Below are 18,268 nucleotides of genomic sequence, written 5' to 3' on the forward strand. Positions count from 1 at the left end.
CAGCGCCCGCAGACTCCACTGAGGGCGTTGTGCCGTTACATCGCCTCGGATTCCAGCAGCCGGGCACCCCGCAGAATGCCCTCCATCGCGTAGTTGCCTTCGTGGCAGGCGTATTCGTAGACCTGCTGATCGCTGGCACGCCAGATGTATTCACCCGTCCAGGGTGCTGTCCACACTGAAGGATCTTCCACGGTGAATCTGTAGTTGAGATCACCGTTGGGCAGCTTGGTGAACCGCTCCACCACATGGGCATTTTCGGAGCCCCCCCGTGCGGGGCGGGTCTGGGGATGGAAATTGGTGGTGTCGACGACCAGGGTGTCTCCCTCCCACCAGCCGATGGAATCACCCAGCCACTTCTTCACCTCGGGTCCGGGATGCTCCGAATTCATGCGTACGATCCGGGCATCGTGGACCATCTCCAGCAGGATCATGACATGGTCGTCTGTCTGCACGATGCGCTTGAAGTTGTTGTACAGACTGGGGAAGGTGGGTGTGGCACCGGTAAAACCCAGAATGCAGCGTTCGGAGATGCCGAGCATTTCCGGACCGTCGTAGGGTCCCGGTCCGTCGACCTCCACCCACCAGGCGGTGCCGTCATTCGGTCGGCGCAGCCTGCGCTGTTCCATGACCCGCTTCAGAGCGGCTTCGGTGATTGCCGGGATCTGCCCATCCGGTGGGTCGATGATGATCGAGGTCCGGAACTTGCCGTCGACCATGAAGACATCCGTGCCGGGGTCGACCCAGAAATTGTTGTAGCCACCTACGTTGCCTGCGCCACTGCTTTCGCGAAACTCATCATCCGCGCCGATCGGCGGTGCACCTCCGGCAGGCGGTGCACTGGTTACCGGGCCTCTGTTGGCATCTCTCTCCTTAACCCGCCGTTCATTTTCCGCGACGATGGCTTCAGCCTGCTCACGGGTGAGCTCCAGGTTGTTGCCGAATTCCTTGGGCCGCACCAGCGGTGTGAGTGTGGAAACATCGTAAGTGCCTGTCAGATCCGGATGCGCTTTCTTTGCCGCCTGTGCCGGGATCGACAGAATGAGTGCCGCGGTCGCGACGCAAAGCAGTCTGAAACCGTTGTTCATGGTATTCCCCTCCTTTTGAACTGAATATTCCTCCCAAATCGACCGGTGTTCAATCCGCAGTGCGGATTCCACCTGAAACTCAGCTGAAGTACCGTATGATTCCTTACGCTGACAACAGAATCCGGCCCGATGGCAGAGGGGAAATCCATGAGAGCGGTTAGTGCGATGCAGAAAATCATCACAGGCCTGTGTTCGTTATTCACGATTCTGATCGGGTTGTGGGGAACCCATGCCGGCGTCGTACAGGCGGCAGAAGTCAGCGTGCATCGGGATCAGTGGGGTGTGCCGCACGTTTATGGACCCACCGATGCCAGTGTGGTTTTCGGTTTTGTCTATGCCCAGGCACAGGACAACTTCTGGCAGATCGAAGATTCCATGATCCAGGCGCTGGGCCGTTATGCCGAGGTGATGGGGGAGTCGGGTGTCGGCGCCGACTATCTGAACAGGGCCTTGCGGGTCAGTGAATTCTCCCAGGCCGAATGGCGTACCCTCTCCGCACCGACACGGGTGCTGACCGAAGCGGCGGCCGCGGGATTGAACCGGTATCTGCAGGATTCGGGTGAGTCGCCGCGGCTGATCACCCGTTTCGAACCCTGGCATTTCCTGGCGCTGTCACGCTTTTCGCAGTATCAGCTGTTCATCTTCAACCGTGCCGGTATCAGCAATTCGGAGATTGCGGATCAGGCGAGTCAGACCCTTGCGCTGCATGCGTTCGACAGCGGCAGCCTGGCGCTGGCAACGGTAAGCGCGGTGGCGGATGCACAGGCCCATGCGGGATCCAATACCTGGGCAATTGCGCCATCCCGCAGTAAGTCCGGCAACGCGCTGCTGTTCATCAATCCCCACCAGCCCTATTTCGGTCCGGGCCAGTGGTACGAGGGTCATCTGCACAGCGACGAAGGTCTGCATTTTTCCGGTGCGGGTTTCTTCGGCTCACCGTTTCCCACTATCGGTCATAACGAGCGTCTCGGCTGGAGCCACACGGTCAATGAACCCGATGTGGTAGACGTCTACGAACTCACCCTCGACGATCTCGATCGCCCGCAATCCTATGTCTACGACGGCGCGACCCGACCGCTGACTGCCTGGGAGTCGAAGCTCAAGGTCAAAACCGATACCGGCATGGAGGAGCGCACCTACAAGTTCTACCGATCGCACCAGGGTCCGATGGTGGCCCGGCGCAACGGCAAAGGGCTGGCGGTGCGCATGGCCATGTTCGAAGAGGGCGGTCAGCTCCAGCAGCGTTACGACATGCTCCGCTCGAGCAATCTGGTGGAGTTCAAGGCGGCGCTCGCGCAACTGGCGACGCCAATGTTCAACACCATGTACGCCGATGCAGATGGCAACATCTATTACGCCTACTACGGGGCAGTACCGCGCCGGGACGCGAAATTCGACTGGTCAAAGCCGGTGGATGGGTCGCTGAAGGATACCCGGTGGCAGGGATACCACAGCCTGGAGGAGTTGCCGACACTGACCAACCCGGACCCGGGCTACCTGCAGAACTGCAATGCCACGCCGTTTCTCGCAACCGCGGCTGCCGCTAATCTCAGCGCCGACGCTTACCCGACCTACATGGCGCCGGAAGAAGATAACAACCGTTCACGGATGTCGCGCATTCTGCTGGGAGGTGAACGGAATTTCACCTTCCGGGATCTGGAGAAACTGAGCTGGGACACCCGGGTACTGGAGGCCGATGTCACTCTGCCGGTGCTCAACCAGGAAATAGCAGCGCGCGACCTGCCGGAACCGGGTGTTGCCGAAGTGAACAGCGCGCTGAAACTGCTGAACCGCTGGGATCGCCGGGCGGACGTCGACTCCGAGGCGACCAGTCTTTACTTCTACTGGCGGATGGCGCAGCGACAGATGGGCAAGTCTGATCCGGTCGAAGCGTTCGAATTTGCTCTGACACTGATGAAAGACACCTATGGCACCTGGCAGGTGCCCTGGGGTGACATTAATCGACTGCAGCGTGCCCACACCGGTGGCACCGCCGGGTTCGACGATGAGGCGCGGAGCCTGCCGGTTGCTGGTGGACCTGGCAATCCATTCGGCACCATTTTCAATTTCTATGCGCGGCCGGAAAAGGGCCGGGAAAAAATGTACGGCGTGGCCGGGCACTCCTACGTCAGCCTTGTGGAGTTCGGCAGCGAACCCCGGGCGAAATCGATACTGGTGTTCGGGGCCGACGCCGACCCGGCTTCGCAACACTATTTCGATCAGGCGGAACTGTTCGCCAGCCGGAAATACAAGTCAGCCTGGTTCAGCCGCAAGGATGTTCTGGAGAACAGTCAGTCGGTCACGCTGCTGTCCTATTCGGAAAACCAGACACTGGCGGACTGAACCCGCGGTCGTTGACGCACCCGGGTCGGTCGCCTCAGGAAGCCTGGGTGGGATCTGACAGCGGCTCTGTCAGTTCCAGGGGCGTGGCGTGACGACTGCCCGGTGGGGAACTTGTCTGCCGTTCAATCATGCGGCGCACTCTGGGCGGAGCGTCGCCGCGATGCAGTGCGCGCAGGCGTTCGGGAATGGCTGCGTCGTCGTGGGTGAGGCGGTTGTTGTGCCTGATGTAGTCGAGCCAGGTGGGTGTCTCATAGCGCTCGATCCAGATCTCCGGGTCGGACAGATCCCGGAGCAGTCGCCAACCCAGCGCGCCGTCGCGCCGTCGGATGCGCCGTCGGTCTGCCATCACCCTTAGAAACTCCAGGATGTCTTCTTCGCGGATCACGTACTCGACCGTGATCACCACGGGTCCGGTCTGGGACTCGACGGGTACCGCAGTCTCTGGGGCCTGCCAGAGGCGCAGCGGGTCGAGATTGCGATCCTGGGTTTCGGCCAGCCGCAACCAGCGACCGGAGAGGGCGCAGACCAGCATCACACCCGAGGCCAGCAGCAGCGCGGTACTGACGCTGGCGGTCTCGGCGATCACGCCCCACATCCAGCTGCCGCCCGCCATGCCGCCGAAGATGGCCATCTGATACATGGACAGGGCCCGGGCCACCACCCAGCGCGGTGCGGACATCTGCACGGTGACATTAAAGGTGGACAGCGCCAGCACCCAGCAGGCGCCGCCGATCAGCAGCGCAAACATGGACAGCAGCAGCAGGGTACTTACCGCTGTGGCCGCCGCACAGAAACCGAAACCGATGCTCGACCAGGCTACGATCGCCTCGGTGGAGAATCGACGACGCAGACGGGCGGTGCTCATCGCACCCATGACCGCGCCCACACCAAAAGCGCCCAGCAGGAGCCCGAAGGTCAGGGGGCCGCCATCGATCAGATGCTTGGCGATCACAGGCATCAGCGCCATCACGGAGCTCGCGCCGACACTGAAAAGCGCTCCCCGGGCCATGACTGTGCGGATAGTCGGTGACATGGCGACATAGCGGATGCCGGCGGCCATGGCGATGCCCAGAGTTTCCGGAGGCAGTATCTGGGGGCTCACTTTCGGCCGCCAGCGCGCCAGCACCACAATAAGACCGATGTAGCTGACAGCGTTCAGAGCGAAGGCGGCCGCCGCACCCGCTGCAGCAACAATGGCGCCGCCGATGGCAGGGCCCACACTGCGTGCGAGATTGAAACCCATGCTGTTGAGTGCGACAGCGCCGGGCAGTTCTGCCCTGGGCACCATGTCTCCGACGGACGCCTGCCAGGCAGGTGCGTTAAAAGCGCCGCCACAGCCGATCAGAAAAGTGAATCCGAGCAGCAGCCAGGGGGTGATCAGACCGGACCAGGCGCAGAGCGCAAGCCCTACTGAAACCGCCAGCATGAAGCTCTGAGCAGCCAGCATCACCTTGCGCCGGTCGAGATTGTCGGCCACAGCACCAGCGACAAGGGAGAGCAGCATGATCGGCAGTGTCACCGAAGCCTGCACCAGGGCGACCATGTCTGCGGATTGCGCAATGGAGAGCATGAGCCAGGCAGCACCCACGGACTGAATCATGCCACCGAGGTTGGAAAACGTGCTGGCACTCCAGACCGCCCGGAATATCGGCTGCTGCAGCGGTGACAGTGCAGACGGGGCGGGCACCGGGGGGCTGGGAGGATCTTCTGGCGCGGTCAATGGACTGGGGTTCCGGAGTGAATGTGCAGCTGCGAAGTGTATGTGAGAACGGCATACGCCAGACACCGGGATCTGCGATTCGATTGATTCTCTGTACTGGTCCGGTCCTACGAACACCTGAATGAAGGAGAATCCGATGAAAACGTCGATCATTGTTTCGGCCATGCTCGCCTGCCTGGCATTTCTGCCGCTGCAGGGGGTTCAAGCCGGTTATGGTTATGGCTCTGCCTGTCAGCAGAGCGCGCGGGACATGTCCAAGTCCTGTTACTACGAGCTGGGCGAGGAGTACAACGCCACCATCGCCAACTGTCGGCAGTTTGAAAATCGCGATGACCGCGATGACTGCTACCGCACAGCGCGTGGCGAGTGGCGGGAAAACCTGACGCTGTGTGGCGCGCAGTACGTTGCCCGCAAGGATACCTGCGCACTGCTGAGTGAAAACTACTACTCGGATCCACTGGCGGATACCAGCATCGATTTCATCGATCCGGACGATATCGGACCCGGCGGCCTGCCGAACAATCCCTATGTGATCCTGCAGACGGGGCATACCCATGTGCTGAAATCTGAGGATGAGATTGTGGTCGTTCATGCAACCGACGATTCGCGGGAAATCGGCAACGCGCTGTGCCGCGTGGTAGTGGACATCGTGATCGAAGAGGAATTTGACAGCGACGAAGGAGAGTGGGAATACACAGCGATCGAAGTGACCGATGACTGGTTTGCCCAGGATTCAGCTGCCAACGTCTACTACTGCGGCGAGGTGGCCCGGAACTACGAAGACGGTGTGTTGCGGGATATCGATGGTTCCTTCGAATCCGGCCTGGATTTCGCGAAAGGGGGCAAGCTCACACTCGCCATGCCGGCTGCCGGAATGGCGCACCGTCAGGAATACGCGCTGGGTGAGGCGGAAGATGTGGTGCAGTATCTGGCGATTGCTACTTCTCCTGACGAGGAGGAAGGTGGTGACAACGAGGCGTTTCCCTGTGAAGACGCCTGTCTGAAAACCTTCGACTTTGCACCACTCGAGCCTGAATCCACCGAATACAAGTACTATCTCCCGGGTGTCGGCTTCGTGCTGGCGCTGGGACTCGAAGACGGTGAGTTGACCGGTGATCGGGAAGAACTCGTGTGTGTGGGTGATTCTCTGGAAGTACTCGGCGAGGAGAGCTGCGGGATCGAGGATCCCGAGGCGCTGCTTGAAGAACTCTGTGAACTCCATGGTGCGTTCTGTGAATAGTCTCTGAGTTCCTCAGTTCTGTCACAGGCGTCCACCCCTTCCCGGGAGGGCGCCTGTAGACCTTGTCCTGCGCAGGTTCTATCCTGCCCCGAAGCTGGATTCTGGAGGCCTCGGGTTCATGGATGGGAAGATGTTCGCTCTGCTGATTGGTCTGCTCACTGGCCTGCTGTCTGTTAATGTCGTGCAGGGTGACGAAGCGGCCACGCACGAAAATCCCAATGCCTGGCTGCGCACGAATGTCATGCAGGCGGCCTACGACATCAACATGACAGACGACCAGCGGGCGCAGTTCGCCGCCCAGTTGCGCAGATTCGTGGAAAGCTACCAGCAGAGTGTGGATAGAGTGCTGAATCGAAGCGATGTCTCGGATCCGGCCGGACGCATCGAGCGGAAGCGCAACTCGCTGGCGAAGAAAATGGATAAATCCATGGCGGGCATTCTGCAGGAAGCTCAGATACCTGCCTATCAGAAGTATCGTGACCTGCTCCTCAAGGAGATGGGCGACGATGTGGACGCCTATTTTGCGAGGCCGAGCGAAGAAAACATCCGGATCGGCAGACCGGGTTCCCATTGACCTGTTGATCCGGTGCATTTCAGCCGCGTTCTTCATCGAGTGAGTGGCAGCTCTGCTCTTTCCTTCGTATAGACACAGGAACAGTAGTCGTGCCTGAGCATCATTATGTACACAGGACCGGGTGGCTGCGTGCCGCGGTCCTTGGCGCGAATGACGGAATCGTTTCCACCGCCAGCCTTATAGTCGGTGTCATGGCGGCTTCTGCGGATCTCGAAAGCACGCTGGTTGCCGGGATCGCCGGCCTGGTCGCCGGCGCGATGTCCATGGCGGCGGGTGAGTATGTGTCGGTGAGTTCCCAGGCGGATACCGAGCGTGCGGATCTCATAAAGGAGCGGATGGCACTGGATGAGGAGCCGGAAGCGGAACTGGAGGAGCTTGCCGAGATCTATCAGCAGCGGGGCGTGGAAATCACCCTGGCCCGGCAGGTTGCCGAACAACTGATGGCACATGATGCTCTGGCGACCCACGCACGGGATGAACTCGGCATTTCCGAGACCGTGGGCACCCGGCCCGTGCAGGCCGCCCTCACCTCGGCGATCAGCTTCTCGATTGGTGCCGCACTGCCCCTGGTCGCGCTGGTGCTCTCTACTGTGAGTCAGAGTATCGTCGTGGTGTCGGCTGCGTCGGTGTGCAGTCTCGGGCTGCTCGGAGCGGTTTCCGCGAGTGCCGGTGGTGCCGGCATACTGCGTGCCAGTCTGCGGGTGATGAGCTGGGGCGCCATGGCCATGGCAGTGACCGCAGTGATCGGCTCCCTGGTTGGTTCAGTCGTCTGACCCAGGCCCGGCCGGATCTGTCCCCTTACTGCTGATCTCCCTCGCCCGGGAAGGGGATGCCGTTATCTGGATCCCCCTCAGGCCCCCCTCGACACCACCCGGAAAGACCACCAGCCCTCCTGGCGAGGCTGGTCGGCGCCCCGGCCCACTTTGTCTGCCCGGGCACGCCAGGCCAGATCCAGAGTGGCCGGGTCCTGCACCCGGGAGACGGTAACGGGATAGACCTTGGTGCCGACACGCAGCCGTGCGTCGGGCCGCTGCAGCGCGGCCGTGGACCAGTACTTCCCGTCACAGCTCGCACAACTGAGATACAGATCGCCGTCGGCTGCCATACAGTTCAGATTGACCGAGTGGGGTAAGCCCCAGGACCGGACTTCGATCTGGCAGAGGTCGACGTCGTTCGCAAAGGTCCAGTCCGTAACCGGCTCGCTGCTTTCTTCGCCGAAAAGGTAGCCACCCGGCGCCCGCTCACAGGGGCACAGGGCGGACCAGAGTGTGAACCCGGCGACGGCGATCACCGCGACACCAGCCAGAACAGCCACCCGCGTGGCACCGCGAACGGAATTGTGCAATGTGTTGCCCTCCAGTGCTCGAATGGCGGTATTTAAGCACCTGGCGCGAAGGGATGACATATCGCGAAGGCGAGGCGCATGGACGCTCAATAAGAACAGATAGTTGACATTAAAGTCACCTGGCTGGCTTCTGTCTGCGCGGGAGCCCCTCAGGCTGGGATCTGTTTAACATCCGCAACCTGAGCGGCCGCATACACTGGATGTTGCTGAGAGAAGCGACGTTCAGGCATGGAAGCGCAAACTAAACTCGCCGGTTTGAAGAAGGTGACGGTTCAGAACGTCACTGTCGGCATGTATGTGGCTGCGCTCGACAAACCCTGGTCCGAAACCCGTTTTCCCGTGCAGGGTTTCTATCTGCGTTCTAACCAGGGGATTGAGCGGCTGCGTCAGGAATGCGAATTCGTGTACGTGGACCCACGCCGCTATGACTCCAGTCTCACCGAAATCAAACTCAGTGTGATTACACCTCGCTCCGGGCCCGCCCAGCAGACCCGAAAGGCGGATCCGCGCAGCCGCGTGCAGCCCCGCAAGCCCCGGGAATATCAGGACACGGTCGAACTTGGCCGTGAGCTGGAGCCGGCCAAGACCTCGCTGGAAGATGCGGTGGAAATCATGAAGGGCTGCGTGCACAAGCTGCAGTCCACGGGCGGTTTTGATATCGACGAAATCGAAAGAGCCATCAGCCCGCTGGTGGCGAGTGTCATGCGCAACCGGTCGGCCATGGCGGCGCTTCTGCGCATGCGGGCAGTAGACGATTACACGTTTTCCCACTCCATCTCGAATGCGGTGTGGGGCGCGGTGCTTGCCCGGGGACTGGGTTTTCCCCCGAAAGAGATCGATGCAATTGCGCTGGCCTGCTCGCTGCTCGATATCGGCAAGGTCAATCTGCCCGCCGAACTGCTGGTGCAGAAGGAAGCGCCGACAGAAGAACAGTGGCACCTCCTGCGCAGCCATGTGGACGAAGGGATCAAACTGCTCGAAGAAAATGGCGTCAACGATGTCAAAGTCCTGCAGGCCGTCCGTTCGCATCATGAGCGGTTCGACGGATCCGGCTATCCCGCGGGGCTGACCGGCAATGCCATTCCCCTCTACGCCCGGATTGCGGGCGTAGTGGACAGCTACGATGCGATGATTTCCGAACGCCCCTACGCCCAGGCCATGTCCTCTTACGCAGCGGTGCAGGAGCTGCAGCGGCAGGCGGATGTGTTATATCAGAAAGAGCTGGTCGAACACTTTATCCAGGCGATCGGCGTATTCCCAGTAGGCGCGATTGTCGAACTCAATACCGGCGAAGTGGGTGTGGTGATGGCCCAGGACAGCAATCGCCGTCTCAAGCCGAAAGTCATTCTCATACTCGACGGCGACAAAAAGGCGCGCAGCCATCTGGTGGTCGTGGATCTGGCTGTGCAGGAGCGGGATGAGAATTCGCCGCTGTCCTGGTGGATTACGAAAGAACTGCCGAGCAACGCCTACGGCATCGATCCGGCCAAGTATTTTCTCTGAAGGATCAGCCCGTGAGCCTTGCCCAAAGAAGAGTTCAGGATCTCAGCACGCTGGTCGAAGTGACCCGCGGCAATGCAGCGCTTGGTGTGCTCACATTACAGAACGTCGGAAGCCTGTCGAGTCAGTATGGCCTGGGTGTCAGCGGCGCGGCACTGGCGGAATTCTCGCGGCGTGTAGCCGGCCTGTTGCGCCCATGCGACCAGATGCTGCCTCTGTCCGAAGACCGGGTCTGTGTGGTCTTCGATGAACTGCTCGATGATAATCATGTGCTGCTCGCGGGGCTGAAGATCGAGCGGGCTTTCGAAGAGACCTTCACATACCAGGGGAATTCGACCGCCCTGGTTGTGCGCGCCGGTTTTGTCTACTTCGGCAAACAGGAGCGCCTGCGTGATCTGCGACCGGAGGACCTCTACCGCTTCGCCGAGACGGCAAGAGAGCGCGCGGTTCAGAAAAAAGTCGTCTTCGAGGTCTCCTCGGAAGAAGCCTTCGCGCGCATGCAGCAGGACTGGGAGACCGACAAGCTGCTGGGAGATGCGCTGTCTCAGCACGAGCTGACACTGGACTATCAGCCCAAGTATCGCCTCGCCGATGGTGCACTGGTAGGAGCTGAAGCCCTGGTGCGCTGGCGCCGGGGCGGGGTGATCATTCCTCCCCAGGATTTCATGGGCGCGCTGACAGACGGCCGCCTGTGGGATCTGAACCTCTATGTGCTCAGGCGTGCAGTGCGGCAGATCCTCGAGTCTGCGGTAGAACTGCCGGTCGCCATCAACGTGCATCCGGTGGTGCTGGATAATCCTTCGTTTCTGCGCACCCTGAAGAGTGAGCTCAACATCTGGGGGATCGCGCCGGGGCGACTTGCGCTGGAAATCAGCCACCCGAGATTTGACGATCCGAAGATGATTGCCCAGCTCAATGAACTGCGCTCCCTCGGTGTCGGCGTAGCAATTGATCAGTTCGGAACCGGATCCGTATCCCTTGAGGGTTTTCCCAATCTTCCCGCGGACGAGATCAAGATTGCCCGGGCGCTGATCAGTCATATTGCCGATCACCCGGACGATCAGCACCTCACCCGGACCATCATTGATCTGGCCCACCGATTCTCGCGTACGGTGGTAGCGGACGGGGTGGACGATGTGGAAACCTTCGCCTTTCTTTCGGAAGCGGGCTGTGACATCGGCCAGGGCTTCTACCTTGGCGCTCCGCTCAACGAAACCCAGTTCGAGGTCCTGCTCGGCGAAGTCGCGTAACGGCTTCTCAGCCGCCGGCGGCCGGATGAGCTCGACAGGGTCGATTCCCTCAGGCAGTACTGCTAGTGTTGCTCAGCCAACTCGAGGGGAGAGATCAGGTGGCCCAGTTCATGAAAGACTATTCGGAGCATTGCTATGCGCTGTTGCGCATCTTCAGTGGTTTCCTGTTCCTGTGGCATGGCAGTCAGAAGCTGCTGGCTTTCCCGACCGAACCCATGGCCGGAGCCCCGGCGTTCATACTCTATGGGGCAGGCTCGATCGAACTGATCGGGGGTGTGCTCATCATGATCGGCCTGTTCACTCGATGGTCTGCCTTCGTGTGCAGCGGAACCATGGCGGTCGCATACTGGATGGCCCATGGCACCAGGGCGCTGTTTCCGCTCATGAATGGCGGGGAACTGGCCGCACTGTACTGCTTTGTCTTTCTCTTCATCGCTGCGAAAGGTGCGGGGATCTGGAGTGTGGACGCCGTACGCGGGAGCAACTGAAAGGGCCGGCGATCGCCGCTGATGGTGCCGATCTGTCTGTCAGAACACCCGGCCTTCGAGCGGTCCGATCACCATCCAGTCGACGATCAGGCTGGCCATCGCCACCAACAACACCACGATCGCAATCACGCCGAGCAGGCGCCAGCCGTGAAACTTCGTTTCGGAATCTGCCTGAGGATGCTCTGAGGGTGCCATGGCGCCAGTATAAACGGCCAGGAAGCCGGAAACACAGGACTAATCCAGGTACGGCGGTCGTGATTCCTTGACGCACCCGGAGCCCTTCCAGATAATAGCGCGCCTTTCCCGCCACGCACCCGTAGCTCAGCTGGATTAGAGCACCGGCCTACGAAGCCGGGGGTCGTAGGTTCGAATCCTACCGGGTGCGCCATCTCTGTCCTGCTTCGTTTCGGTATACTCCGGCGCTGCTGCCTGTTCAGGGGACAGAGGAAGTTCATGGATCTCACGCTGCTCGAGGAAGGCCTGTCCCTCATGATGGTGGGTATGGGCACGGTCTTCTTCTTTCTCACTGTGCTGGTTTTCGCCACGATTGCCATGTCGAGACTGGTTTCGAAGCTGCAGCCGGCAGCCGCCGAAGCATCCGAGAGTATCAGCCGGGAGGAGGTCGCTGTGATTACTGCGGCGATCAAACGGCACCGGGCTCGTCAACCAGTGGAGTGAGGGCTTAGAAAACATGCCGGTCAGTAAACACCTGGGTATCACCGAGCTGGTCCTGCGCGACGCACACCAGAGTCTGCTGGCGACCCGGATGCGCATCGAAGACATGCTGCCCATAGCCGGTAAGCTCGACGAGGTAGGCTTCTGGTCGATCGAATCCTGGGGTGGTGCCACTTTTGATGCGTGTATCCGCTATCTGGGCGAGGATCCCTGGGAGCGTATTCGCCTGCTTAAAGCGGCGATGCCGAAAACACCTCAACAGATGCTGTTCCGTGGCCAGAACATTCTTGGTTATCGGCACTACGCGGATGACGTCGTGCGCAAGTTTGTCGAGCGCGCAGCGGTCAATGGCGTCGACGTATTCCGCATCTTCGATGCGATGAACGACATGCGCAATCTGCGGGTGGCGATCGAAGCCACTCTGGCCGCAGGCAAACATGCCCAGGGTACGATCTCCTACACCATCAGCCCCGTGCACACGATCGATCTGTGGGTGGATCTGGCGCGTCAGGTTGAAGACATGGGCGCCCATTCCCTGTGCATCAAGGACATGGCGGGACTGCTGAAGCCGTATACCGCGTTTGAACTGGTCTCCCGGCTCAAGTCCGCGCTCGATATCCCCATTCATATGCAATGCCATGCGACGACGGGCATGTCGACTGCCACTTACGTGAAGGCGATAGAAGCCGGCATCGACAATGTGGATACGGCGATCAGTTCGATGAGCATGACTTATGGCCATTCGGCGACTGAATCCCTTGTCGCTATTCTGGATGAGGAGGAACGATCCACTGGACTGGACATCCGCCTTCTCGAAGAGATTGCCGCCTATTTCCGCCAGGTCAGAAAGAAGTACGCACGCTTCGAAGGTGCACTGCGCGGGGTCGACTCGCGCATTCTGGTGGCCCAGGTCCCCGGCGGCATGCTCACCAACCTCGAAAACCAGCTTCGGGAGCAGCAGGCGACGGACAGGCTCGATGCAGTGCTCGAAGAGATCCCCAGGGTGCGTGAAGATCTCGGCATGATCCCGCTGGTCACTCCGACTTCCCAGATTGTCGGCACTCAGTCCGTGATCAACGTGTTGACCGGTGAACGCTACAAGAACATCACGAGGGAGACAGCCGGTGTGCTCAAAGGTGAATATGGTGCAACCCCGGCACCGCTGAACCAAACACTGCAGGCCCGCGTGCTCGATGGTGCGCAGGCCATCACTGTTCGTCCGGCCGATCTGCTGCCGCCGGAGCTTGAAGCGCTGGAAGCGGAACTGCAGCAGCTGGCAGCAGAGAACGGATTCAAGCTTGCCGAGCACGCGATAGACGATGTGCTGACCTATGCGCTGTTTGCGCAGACCGCACTGAAATTTCTGCAGAATCGAGGTAACCCGGCAGCCTTCGAACCCGCTCCGGACGCTGCTTCGGCGGGTGAGCAGAAGCCGGCTGAAGTCGGGTCCGGGACTGCGGCCGCTGACGCATCCGCCGCCGCGTCCGGCCCCAGCGTCTATTCGGTACGGGTAAACGGAAAGACATTCACCGTAGAAGTAGCGGATGGCGGCGACATCGACAGTCTGACACCTGCGCCGGTCATGCAGACGCCTGCCGGTAAGAGCAGTGCTGGAAAGGTTGTGCGTGCCGCCCTTGCAGGCGATGTCTTCAAAGTCCTGGTCGATGTAGGGGATGTGGTGAATGAAGGTCAGCCGATCCTTGTGGTCGAAGCCATGAAGATGGAGACGGAAGTCAGCGCAACGCACGGTGGCAGCGTCCTCGAGATTCATGTGGAAGAGGGAGATGCGGTAGCGGTGGGTGAACCTCTGGTTACCATCGGGTGATATACAGACTGTGGAACTGATTGCGCAGATCTGGGAAGGCTCGGGCCTCTACCAACTGACCTTGGGGCAGTTCTCCATGATTCTGGTGGGGCTGCTGCTGCTGTATCTCGCCATCGTGAAGAAGTTCGAGCCGCTGCTGCTGGTGACGATCGGCTTCGGCGGTATTCTGAGTAATATTCCAGGTGTTGAAATCGCGACCGGCAACGGTCTGCTGCATCTGGCCTATGTGGTGGGTATCGAGTCCGGCGCCTTCCCCCTGATCATTTTCATGGGAGTGGGGGCGATGACGGATTTCGGGCCGCTGCTCGCCAACCCGAAGACACTGCTGCTGGGTGCGGCAGCCCAGTTCGGTATTTTTGCCACGCTGCTCGGAGCGCTGGGGCTGACCTCTCTCGGCATCATGGACTTCTCGGTCCGTGAAGCTGCCGCCATCGGCATCATCGGTGGTGCCGATGGACCCACTGCCATCTATGTCGCCGGACAACTGGCGCCGCATCTGCTCGGGGCAATCGCCGTGGCTGCGTACTCCTATATGGCGCTGGTGCCTCTCATTCAGCCACCCATCATGCGTCTGCTGACTACCGAGGCGGAGCGGAAAATCCAGATGGCGCAGTTGCGGGATGTCTCGAAAGCGGAGCGCATCATCTTTCCGCTGCTGCTGCTGCTGCTGCTGGTCGCCCTTCTGCTGCCTTCCGCGGCACCGCTGCTGGGGATGTTCTGTTTCGGCAACCTCATGCGTGAATGCGGGGTGGTCGACCGGCTGAGTTTCACAACGCAGAACGCGCTTATCAATATCGTCACGATTTTCCTCGGCCTGGCGGTTGGCTCGAAACTCGGCGCAGATCAGTTTCTCTCGCCGAGCACCCTGGGTATCCTGCTGCTGGGGATGGTGGCATTTGCGATAGGCACCGCAAGCGGGGTGCTGATGGCGAAGCTCATGAACCTGCTGACCCGTGACCCGATCAACCCGCTGATCGGTGCGGCAGGTGTATCCGCTGTGCCTATGGCAGCGCGGGTGGCAAACAAGGTAGGACTCGAGGCCAACCCCCACAACTTCCTGCTGATGCACGCAATGGGCCCGAATGTGGCTGGTGTGATCGGTTCGGCGGTGGCGGCTGGAATCATGATCATGTTCACTTCATGAATATCCCGATAGAGCAACGGACGACACGCATGCAAAACCTCATTAGAGCAATTCCCGCATCCACACTGCTGATTCTGGCCACCCTCGCGCAGGCTGCGGATCTGGCGCCGACCCGCGAGTACTGGGTGTCCATCGCGTCTTTTCAGGAGTTTGAAAACGCGGAAGCTGCGCAGCAGCAGGCCAGCGGGAAACTGACCGAGAGACTCAGCATCACACCGGCCACTACCCCGGCAGGATATGTCCTGCGCGTAGTTGCGGGGCCTTACTTTGATCGCCTGAGAGCGGACCAGGTCCTGGAGACCAGCCGCCTGGCGGGCTACGAAACTGCCTGGATCTTCTCTCAGGAAGTACCGGCGATCACCTCGAACGTCAGCGCCGAAGAGTATTCGGCAGCAGAAAGCTTCTCCAGCACTTCGGCTTACTCCAGCGGAGCAACGGTCGATTATTCAGATTCGGTACCGGTGCTCAGACCCAACTTTGTACCACCACCCGCGGACCCCGCCCGCAATGAGCCTGTGCTTGTCGAGGAAGCGCCAGTAAACTACTCGGTGCACCGACTGCATCGCGATTGAGGAGATGGATCGGCGTGCCCCTCCTTATCCATCCCAACGGGTGGAGTACGCCCACCGGTTCCGGCAGAATGCCTGCACGCCCCGGTGGCACAATGGATAGCGCGACCCCCTCCTAAGGGGTAGGTTCCAGGTTCGAGTCCTGGCCGGGGCGCCAGTCTGCGCAGATGTTTTTTTGCCCGTGTAACTTCTGGATCTGCCGTACCGGTTGCTCAGCTGTACTCAGGCAAGGGGGGTGTCAGCTTGAAGCAGGGGAGAGCAGGGGTCGCAGTGTTGCTGCTGGCGCTTGCCTGGAATCTGTGCGCTGCCGATAACCAGTGCCACATTCTCGGCACATCTGAGCAGATCAGTCTCTGTGAGCGCCTCCGCGAAGGATCACGTTTTCATGAGTACTCGGCCCGGGGAACGCTCTGTGCCCGGATGCCGGACGTCGTTGCGCTGCTCATGGATGTGTCAGCGATACCCGAATGGTTCCCGGGCGTCATCGAGGCGCGTTCGCTCGCCGTGGCGCCGAACGGGGCTTTCGTTTACCTGAAGAATCGTGCGCCCTGGCCACTGCGCCCGCGGGACATGGTCTATCATTTTCTGCTCGAAGCTCCAGCGGAAGATGGATCCATGCGGGTAAACATTGAGGGAATACCTGACTACATCGATGCGGTGCCGAGGGTTGTCCGAATGGAATCGGCGTCCGGAAGCTGGCAGCTCCACTCCTCAGGTGCACGCACCGACGTGCGCTTCACCATGCATCTTGAACTCGGTGACGTTCCGGTAATTATGGCCAACCGGCGGGTGGAGGATACTGTGGTCGGCGCTGTGCAGAATCTGTCAGAGCGCTTCTACTGCGGCTGAAACGCGCGGTTCAGCGATATCCGTGGGACCGGTGGCGTCGGCCGGTATACAGAGAGGTGCGGCCATCGCGCCAGCCCTTCTTGTTGCGTTTGCCTTCCAGCTTCAGCGTCACCACCCGCAGGCCCTCTCCGTTACTGGAAATACCGGGTGCGACCGCCGGAACCATGCCGTTGGCGGGTGCGATATCGACCGGTACGGCATCGGCGTGTAGAGGTGCGAGCTGGGGATCACCGAAATGAGTGACACCCTTACTATCGACCCAGCGCACCACCTCGGCGCCCTGCGCCGTACCGGCAACGGCGGCAGCGGCGGCAAGCAGCAGCGGTCCCAGGGTTCTGATCCAGTGTCTGTCGGATTGCGCCGTCCTCCCCCGAACGCCGGTCATCGTTTCGCCTCTCACAGCGGCTCTCCTGTTACTGCTGGCCTCGTCCCCGGGCCGTCGACATTTACTCTACGACGGCTCGAACCGCCTGATTTTCCGTTTTGTGACGGGATTCGCAGTTTTATGTGAGCGCACAGCAGGGGGCCTCGCAGGTTCCCGGCGGGGTAGTGGTGGACTAAGATGACCAGAGCAAAGAGGGGGAGGTTTGCTATGCCTGACCTGATGGATCTCAATGTCTGGGCGATCGGGGTTTCGACACTGGCTGGATTTGTCCTGGGCGGACTCTGGTATGGACCCCTGTTCGGAGCTGCCTGGCTGGCAGCCATAGGCAAGACCGAGGATGAACTGACACCCTCCGCGACGCCTTTCGTCGTCAGCTTCTTCACGGCGCTGCTCACCGCCCTTGTGCTGGCCGGTCTCATCAACGCTCTGGGGATAAACAGCCTCAGTGGCGGTGTGGTGCTGGGTCTGATTACCGGCGTCGGATTTATCGCTACGGCGATGGCATCTGACACGGCCTTCTGCGGCTGGGGGATGCGGCTGTTTCTGATCCAGAGCGGTTATCGGGTCAGCTACAGCGTCATCATGGGCGGTATTCTCGCTGTCTGGCAGTAGGTGCAGGGTCCATGCAGGTATAGTGTGAAATCTTAGAAAGACATTGCAATATATTGATATTAAACAAATAGATTCGATCTAAATACCCTTACCGTCTACCCGGAGCCGGCTGAGAGCCGGTTGAATGCCCCATAACCGGGGCGGCGATGCCCCGCAGGATTGTCGGACGATGTCCTACTGCCCGCGCCTTGCCTTGGGCGGAGCAGGGGCGCAGGATGGATGGGCTTGTCAGAACCGGGGGATTTACGATGGGTATTGCATGGAAGCAACAAAAGCAACAAAAACAACAAAAGCAACAAAAACAAACCAATCAGAAAGAGCAATCGACCGGCACGCACCGTTCACTTCTCAAGGTGCTCTCCTTTAAGGCCGCTCTGGCCGCAGGGATTCTTTCGTTGAGCCCGCTCGCGGCGGCCGAATGCGCCTGCTTTTGCGCAGATGGCGAACTGAAAACGATGTGCACCACAGTGGCCGAAGCCCAGGCCAATCCGGCGGTGTGTCCTGTGTATGCCGCCTCGAGCTGTCCATTGAGCTCTGCCGCTGCAGGCAGCAACCGCTACGATGCTCCGGCGGAAGGGGCGACCAATTGCCGCGATGTGCAGGTCTGGGACTCGGTCCGTGGCCGCTATGTGGATGTCAAAGCCTGTGATGTGGAGGGCTGAAG

19 protein-coding genes and 2 tRNA genes are annotated in these 18,268 nt (G+C 60.3%); 16 read left to right on the forward strand and 5 right to left on the reverse strand.

Annotation, left to right across the window (positions count from 1 at the left end; genetic code table 11):
- Positions 1-35 precede the first annotated feature (35 nt).
- The gene (locus tag R3E82_04095) at positions 36-1,085 is read right to left on the reverse strand and encodes a hypothetical protein (protein MEZ5550048.1); all 1,050 of its coding nucleotides are present in this window, start codon (positions 1,083-1,085) and stop codon (positions 36-38) included.
- 147 nt (positions 1,086-1,232) lie between these two features.
- Between R3E82_04095 and R3E82_04100 the strand changes: the two genes are divergently transcribed.
- Positions 1,233-3,428: a penicillin acylase family protein gene (locus R3E82_04100; GenBank protein MEZ5550049.1), complete on the forward strand. Its 2,196-nt coding sequence runs from the start codon at positions 1,233-1,235 to the stop codon at positions 3,426-3,428.
- A gap of 34 nt (positions 3,429-3,462) precedes the next feature.
- On the opposite strand, the gene R3E82_04105 is transcribed toward R3E82_04100, so the two are convergent.
- Positions 3,463-5,148, reverse strand: coding sequence for an MFS transporter (locus tag R3E82_04105; GenBank protein MEZ5550050.1), 1,686 nt, complete (start codon positions 5,146-5,148; stop codon positions 3,463-3,465).
- Positions 5,149-5,284: 136 nt separating this feature from the next.
- On the opposite strand from R3E82_04105, the gene R3E82_04110 reads away from it, so the two are divergent.
- The 3 genes from R3E82_04110 to R3E82_04120 all read left to right on the forward strand — a co-directional run bounded on the left by R3E82_04110 (position 5,285) and on the right by R3E82_04120 (position 7,735).
- A complete protein-coding gene (locus R3E82_04110; GenBank protein ID MEZ5550051.1) occupies positions 5,285-6,388 on the forward strand; it encodes a hypothetical protein in 1,104 nt (367 codons plus the stop codon).
- Between the two features lie 130 nt (positions 6,389-6,518).
- Positions 6,519-6,962: a hypothetical protein gene (locus R3E82_04115; GenBank protein ID MEZ5550052.1), complete on the forward strand. Its 444-nt coding sequence runs from the start codon at positions 6,519-6,521 to the stop codon at positions 6,960-6,962.
- An 89-nt stretch (positions 6,963-7,051) separates the two neighbouring features.
- Positions 7,052-7,735 (forward strand): VIT family protein, encoded by a 684-nt coding sequence (locus R3E82_04120; GenBank protein MEZ5550053.1) that lies wholly within the window; start codon positions 7,052-7,054, stop codon positions 7,733-7,735.
- Positions 7,736-7,812: 77 nt separating this feature from the next.
- On the opposite strand, the gene R3E82_04125 is transcribed toward R3E82_04120, so the two are convergent.
- On the reverse strand, positions 7,813-8,307 hold the full coding sequence (locus tag R3E82_04125) for a hypothetical protein (GenBank protein ID MEZ5550054.1): 495 nt from the start codon (positions 8,305-8,307) through the stop codon (positions 7,813-7,815).
- Between the two features lie 228 nt (positions 8,308-8,535).
- Here R3E82_04125 and R3E82_04130 point away from each other — a divergent pair, with 228 nt between their 5' ends.
- From R3E82_04130 to R3E82_04140, 3 genes are all read left to right on the forward strand, one after another.
- A complete protein-coding gene (locus R3E82_04130) occupies positions 8,536-9,810 on the forward strand; it encodes an HD-GYP domain-containing protein (GenBank protein MEZ5550055.1) in 1,275 nt (424 codons plus the stop codon).
- Positions 9,811-9,821: 11 nt separating this feature from the next.
- Positions 9,822-11,057, forward strand: coding sequence for an EAL domain-containing protein (locus tag R3E82_04135; GenBank protein MEZ5550056.1), 1,236 nt, complete (start codon positions 9,822-9,824; stop codon positions 11,055-11,057).
- 98 nt (positions 11,058-11,155) lie between these two features.
- Positions 11,156-11,545 carry a DoxX family protein gene (locus R3E82_04140; protein MEZ5550057.1) on the forward strand — a complete coding sequence of 130 codons (390 nt, stop codon included), beginning with the start codon at positions 11,156-11,158 and terminating at the stop codon, positions 11,543-11,545.
- Between the two features lie 39 nt (positions 11,546-11,584).
- On the opposite strand, the gene R3E82_04145 is transcribed toward R3E82_04140, so the two are convergent.
- On the reverse strand, positions 11,585-11,740 hold the full coding sequence (locus R3E82_04145; GenBank protein MEZ5550058.1) for a hypothetical protein: 156 nt from the start codon (positions 11,738-11,740) through the stop codon (positions 11,585-11,587).
- Positions 11,741-11,855: 115 nt separating this feature from the next.
- Between R3E82_04145 and R3E82_04150 the strand changes: the two genes are divergently transcribed.
- The 7 genes from R3E82_04150 (at position 11,856) to R3E82_04180 (ending at position 16,607) form a co-directional block, all read left to right on the forward strand.
- A tRNA-Arg gene (locus R3E82_04150) sits at positions 11,856-11,933 on the forward strand.
- A gap of 65 nt (positions 11,934-11,998) precedes the next feature.
- A complete protein-coding gene (locus R3E82_04155; protein ID MEZ5550059.1) occupies positions 11,999-12,223 on the forward strand; it encodes an OadG family protein in 225 nt (74 codons plus the stop codon).
- Between the two features lie 13 nt (positions 12,224-12,236).
- A complete protein-coding gene (gene oadA / locus R3E82_04160) occupies positions 12,237-14,045 on the forward strand; it encodes a sodium-extruding oxaloacetate decarboxylase subunit alpha (GenBank protein ID MEZ5550060.1) in 1,809 nt (602 codons plus the stop codon).
- Between the two features lie 10 nt (positions 14,046-14,055).
- Positions 14,056-15,189: a sodium ion-translocating decarboxylase subunit beta gene (locus tag R3E82_04165; GenBank protein ID MEZ5550061.1), complete on the forward strand. Its 1,134-nt coding sequence runs from the start codon at positions 14,056-14,058 to the stop codon at positions 15,187-15,189.
- 29 nt (positions 15,190-15,218) lie between these two features.
- Positions 15,219-15,761, forward strand: a complete 543-nt coding sequence (locus R3E82_04170) for an SPOR domain-containing protein (GenBank protein MEZ5550062.1) — start codon at positions 15,219-15,221, stop codon at positions 15,759-15,761.
- Positions 15,762-15,839: 78 nt separating this feature from the next.
- A tRNA-Arg gene (locus R3E82_04175) sits at positions 15,840-15,915 on the forward strand.
- Between the two features lie 113 nt (positions 15,916-16,028).
- Complete coding sequence (locus R3E82_04180; GenBank protein MEZ5550063.1) at positions 16,029-16,607, forward strand: hypothetical protein; 579 nt, start codon at positions 16,029-16,031, stop codon at positions 16,605-16,607.
- 10 nt (positions 16,608-16,617) lie between these two features.
- Here the strand turns inward: R3E82_04180 and R3E82_04185 are convergent, their stop codons facing one another.
- Positions 16,618-17,007 carry a DUF4124 domain-containing protein gene (locus R3E82_04185; GenBank protein ID MEZ5550064.1) on the reverse strand — a complete coding sequence of 130 codons (390 nt, stop codon included), beginning with the start codon at positions 17,005-17,007 and terminating at the stop codon, positions 16,618-16,620.
- Between the two features lie 192 nt (positions 17,008-17,199).
- Here R3E82_04185 and R3E82_04190 point away from each other — a divergent pair, with 192 nt between their 5' ends.
- Both R3E82_04190 and R3E82_04195 read left to right on the forward strand, forming a co-directional pair.
- Positions 17,200-17,604: a DUF1761 domain-containing protein gene (locus R3E82_04190; protein MEZ5550065.1), complete on the forward strand. Its 405-nt coding sequence runs from the start codon at positions 17,200-17,202 to the stop codon at positions 17,602-17,604.
- Positions 17,605-17,852: 248 nt separating this feature from the next.
- Positions 17,853-18,266, forward strand: a complete 414-nt coding sequence (locus tag R3E82_04195; protein MEZ5550066.1) for a hypothetical protein — start codon at positions 17,853-17,855, stop codon at positions 18,264-18,266.
- Positions 18,267-18,268 lie beyond the last annotated feature (2 nt).

This window comes from Pseudomonadales bacterium, from assembly GCA_041395945.1.
Classification (GTDB): Bacteria; Pseudomonadota; Gammaproteobacteria; order Pseudomonadales; family Azotimanducaceae; genus SZUA-309.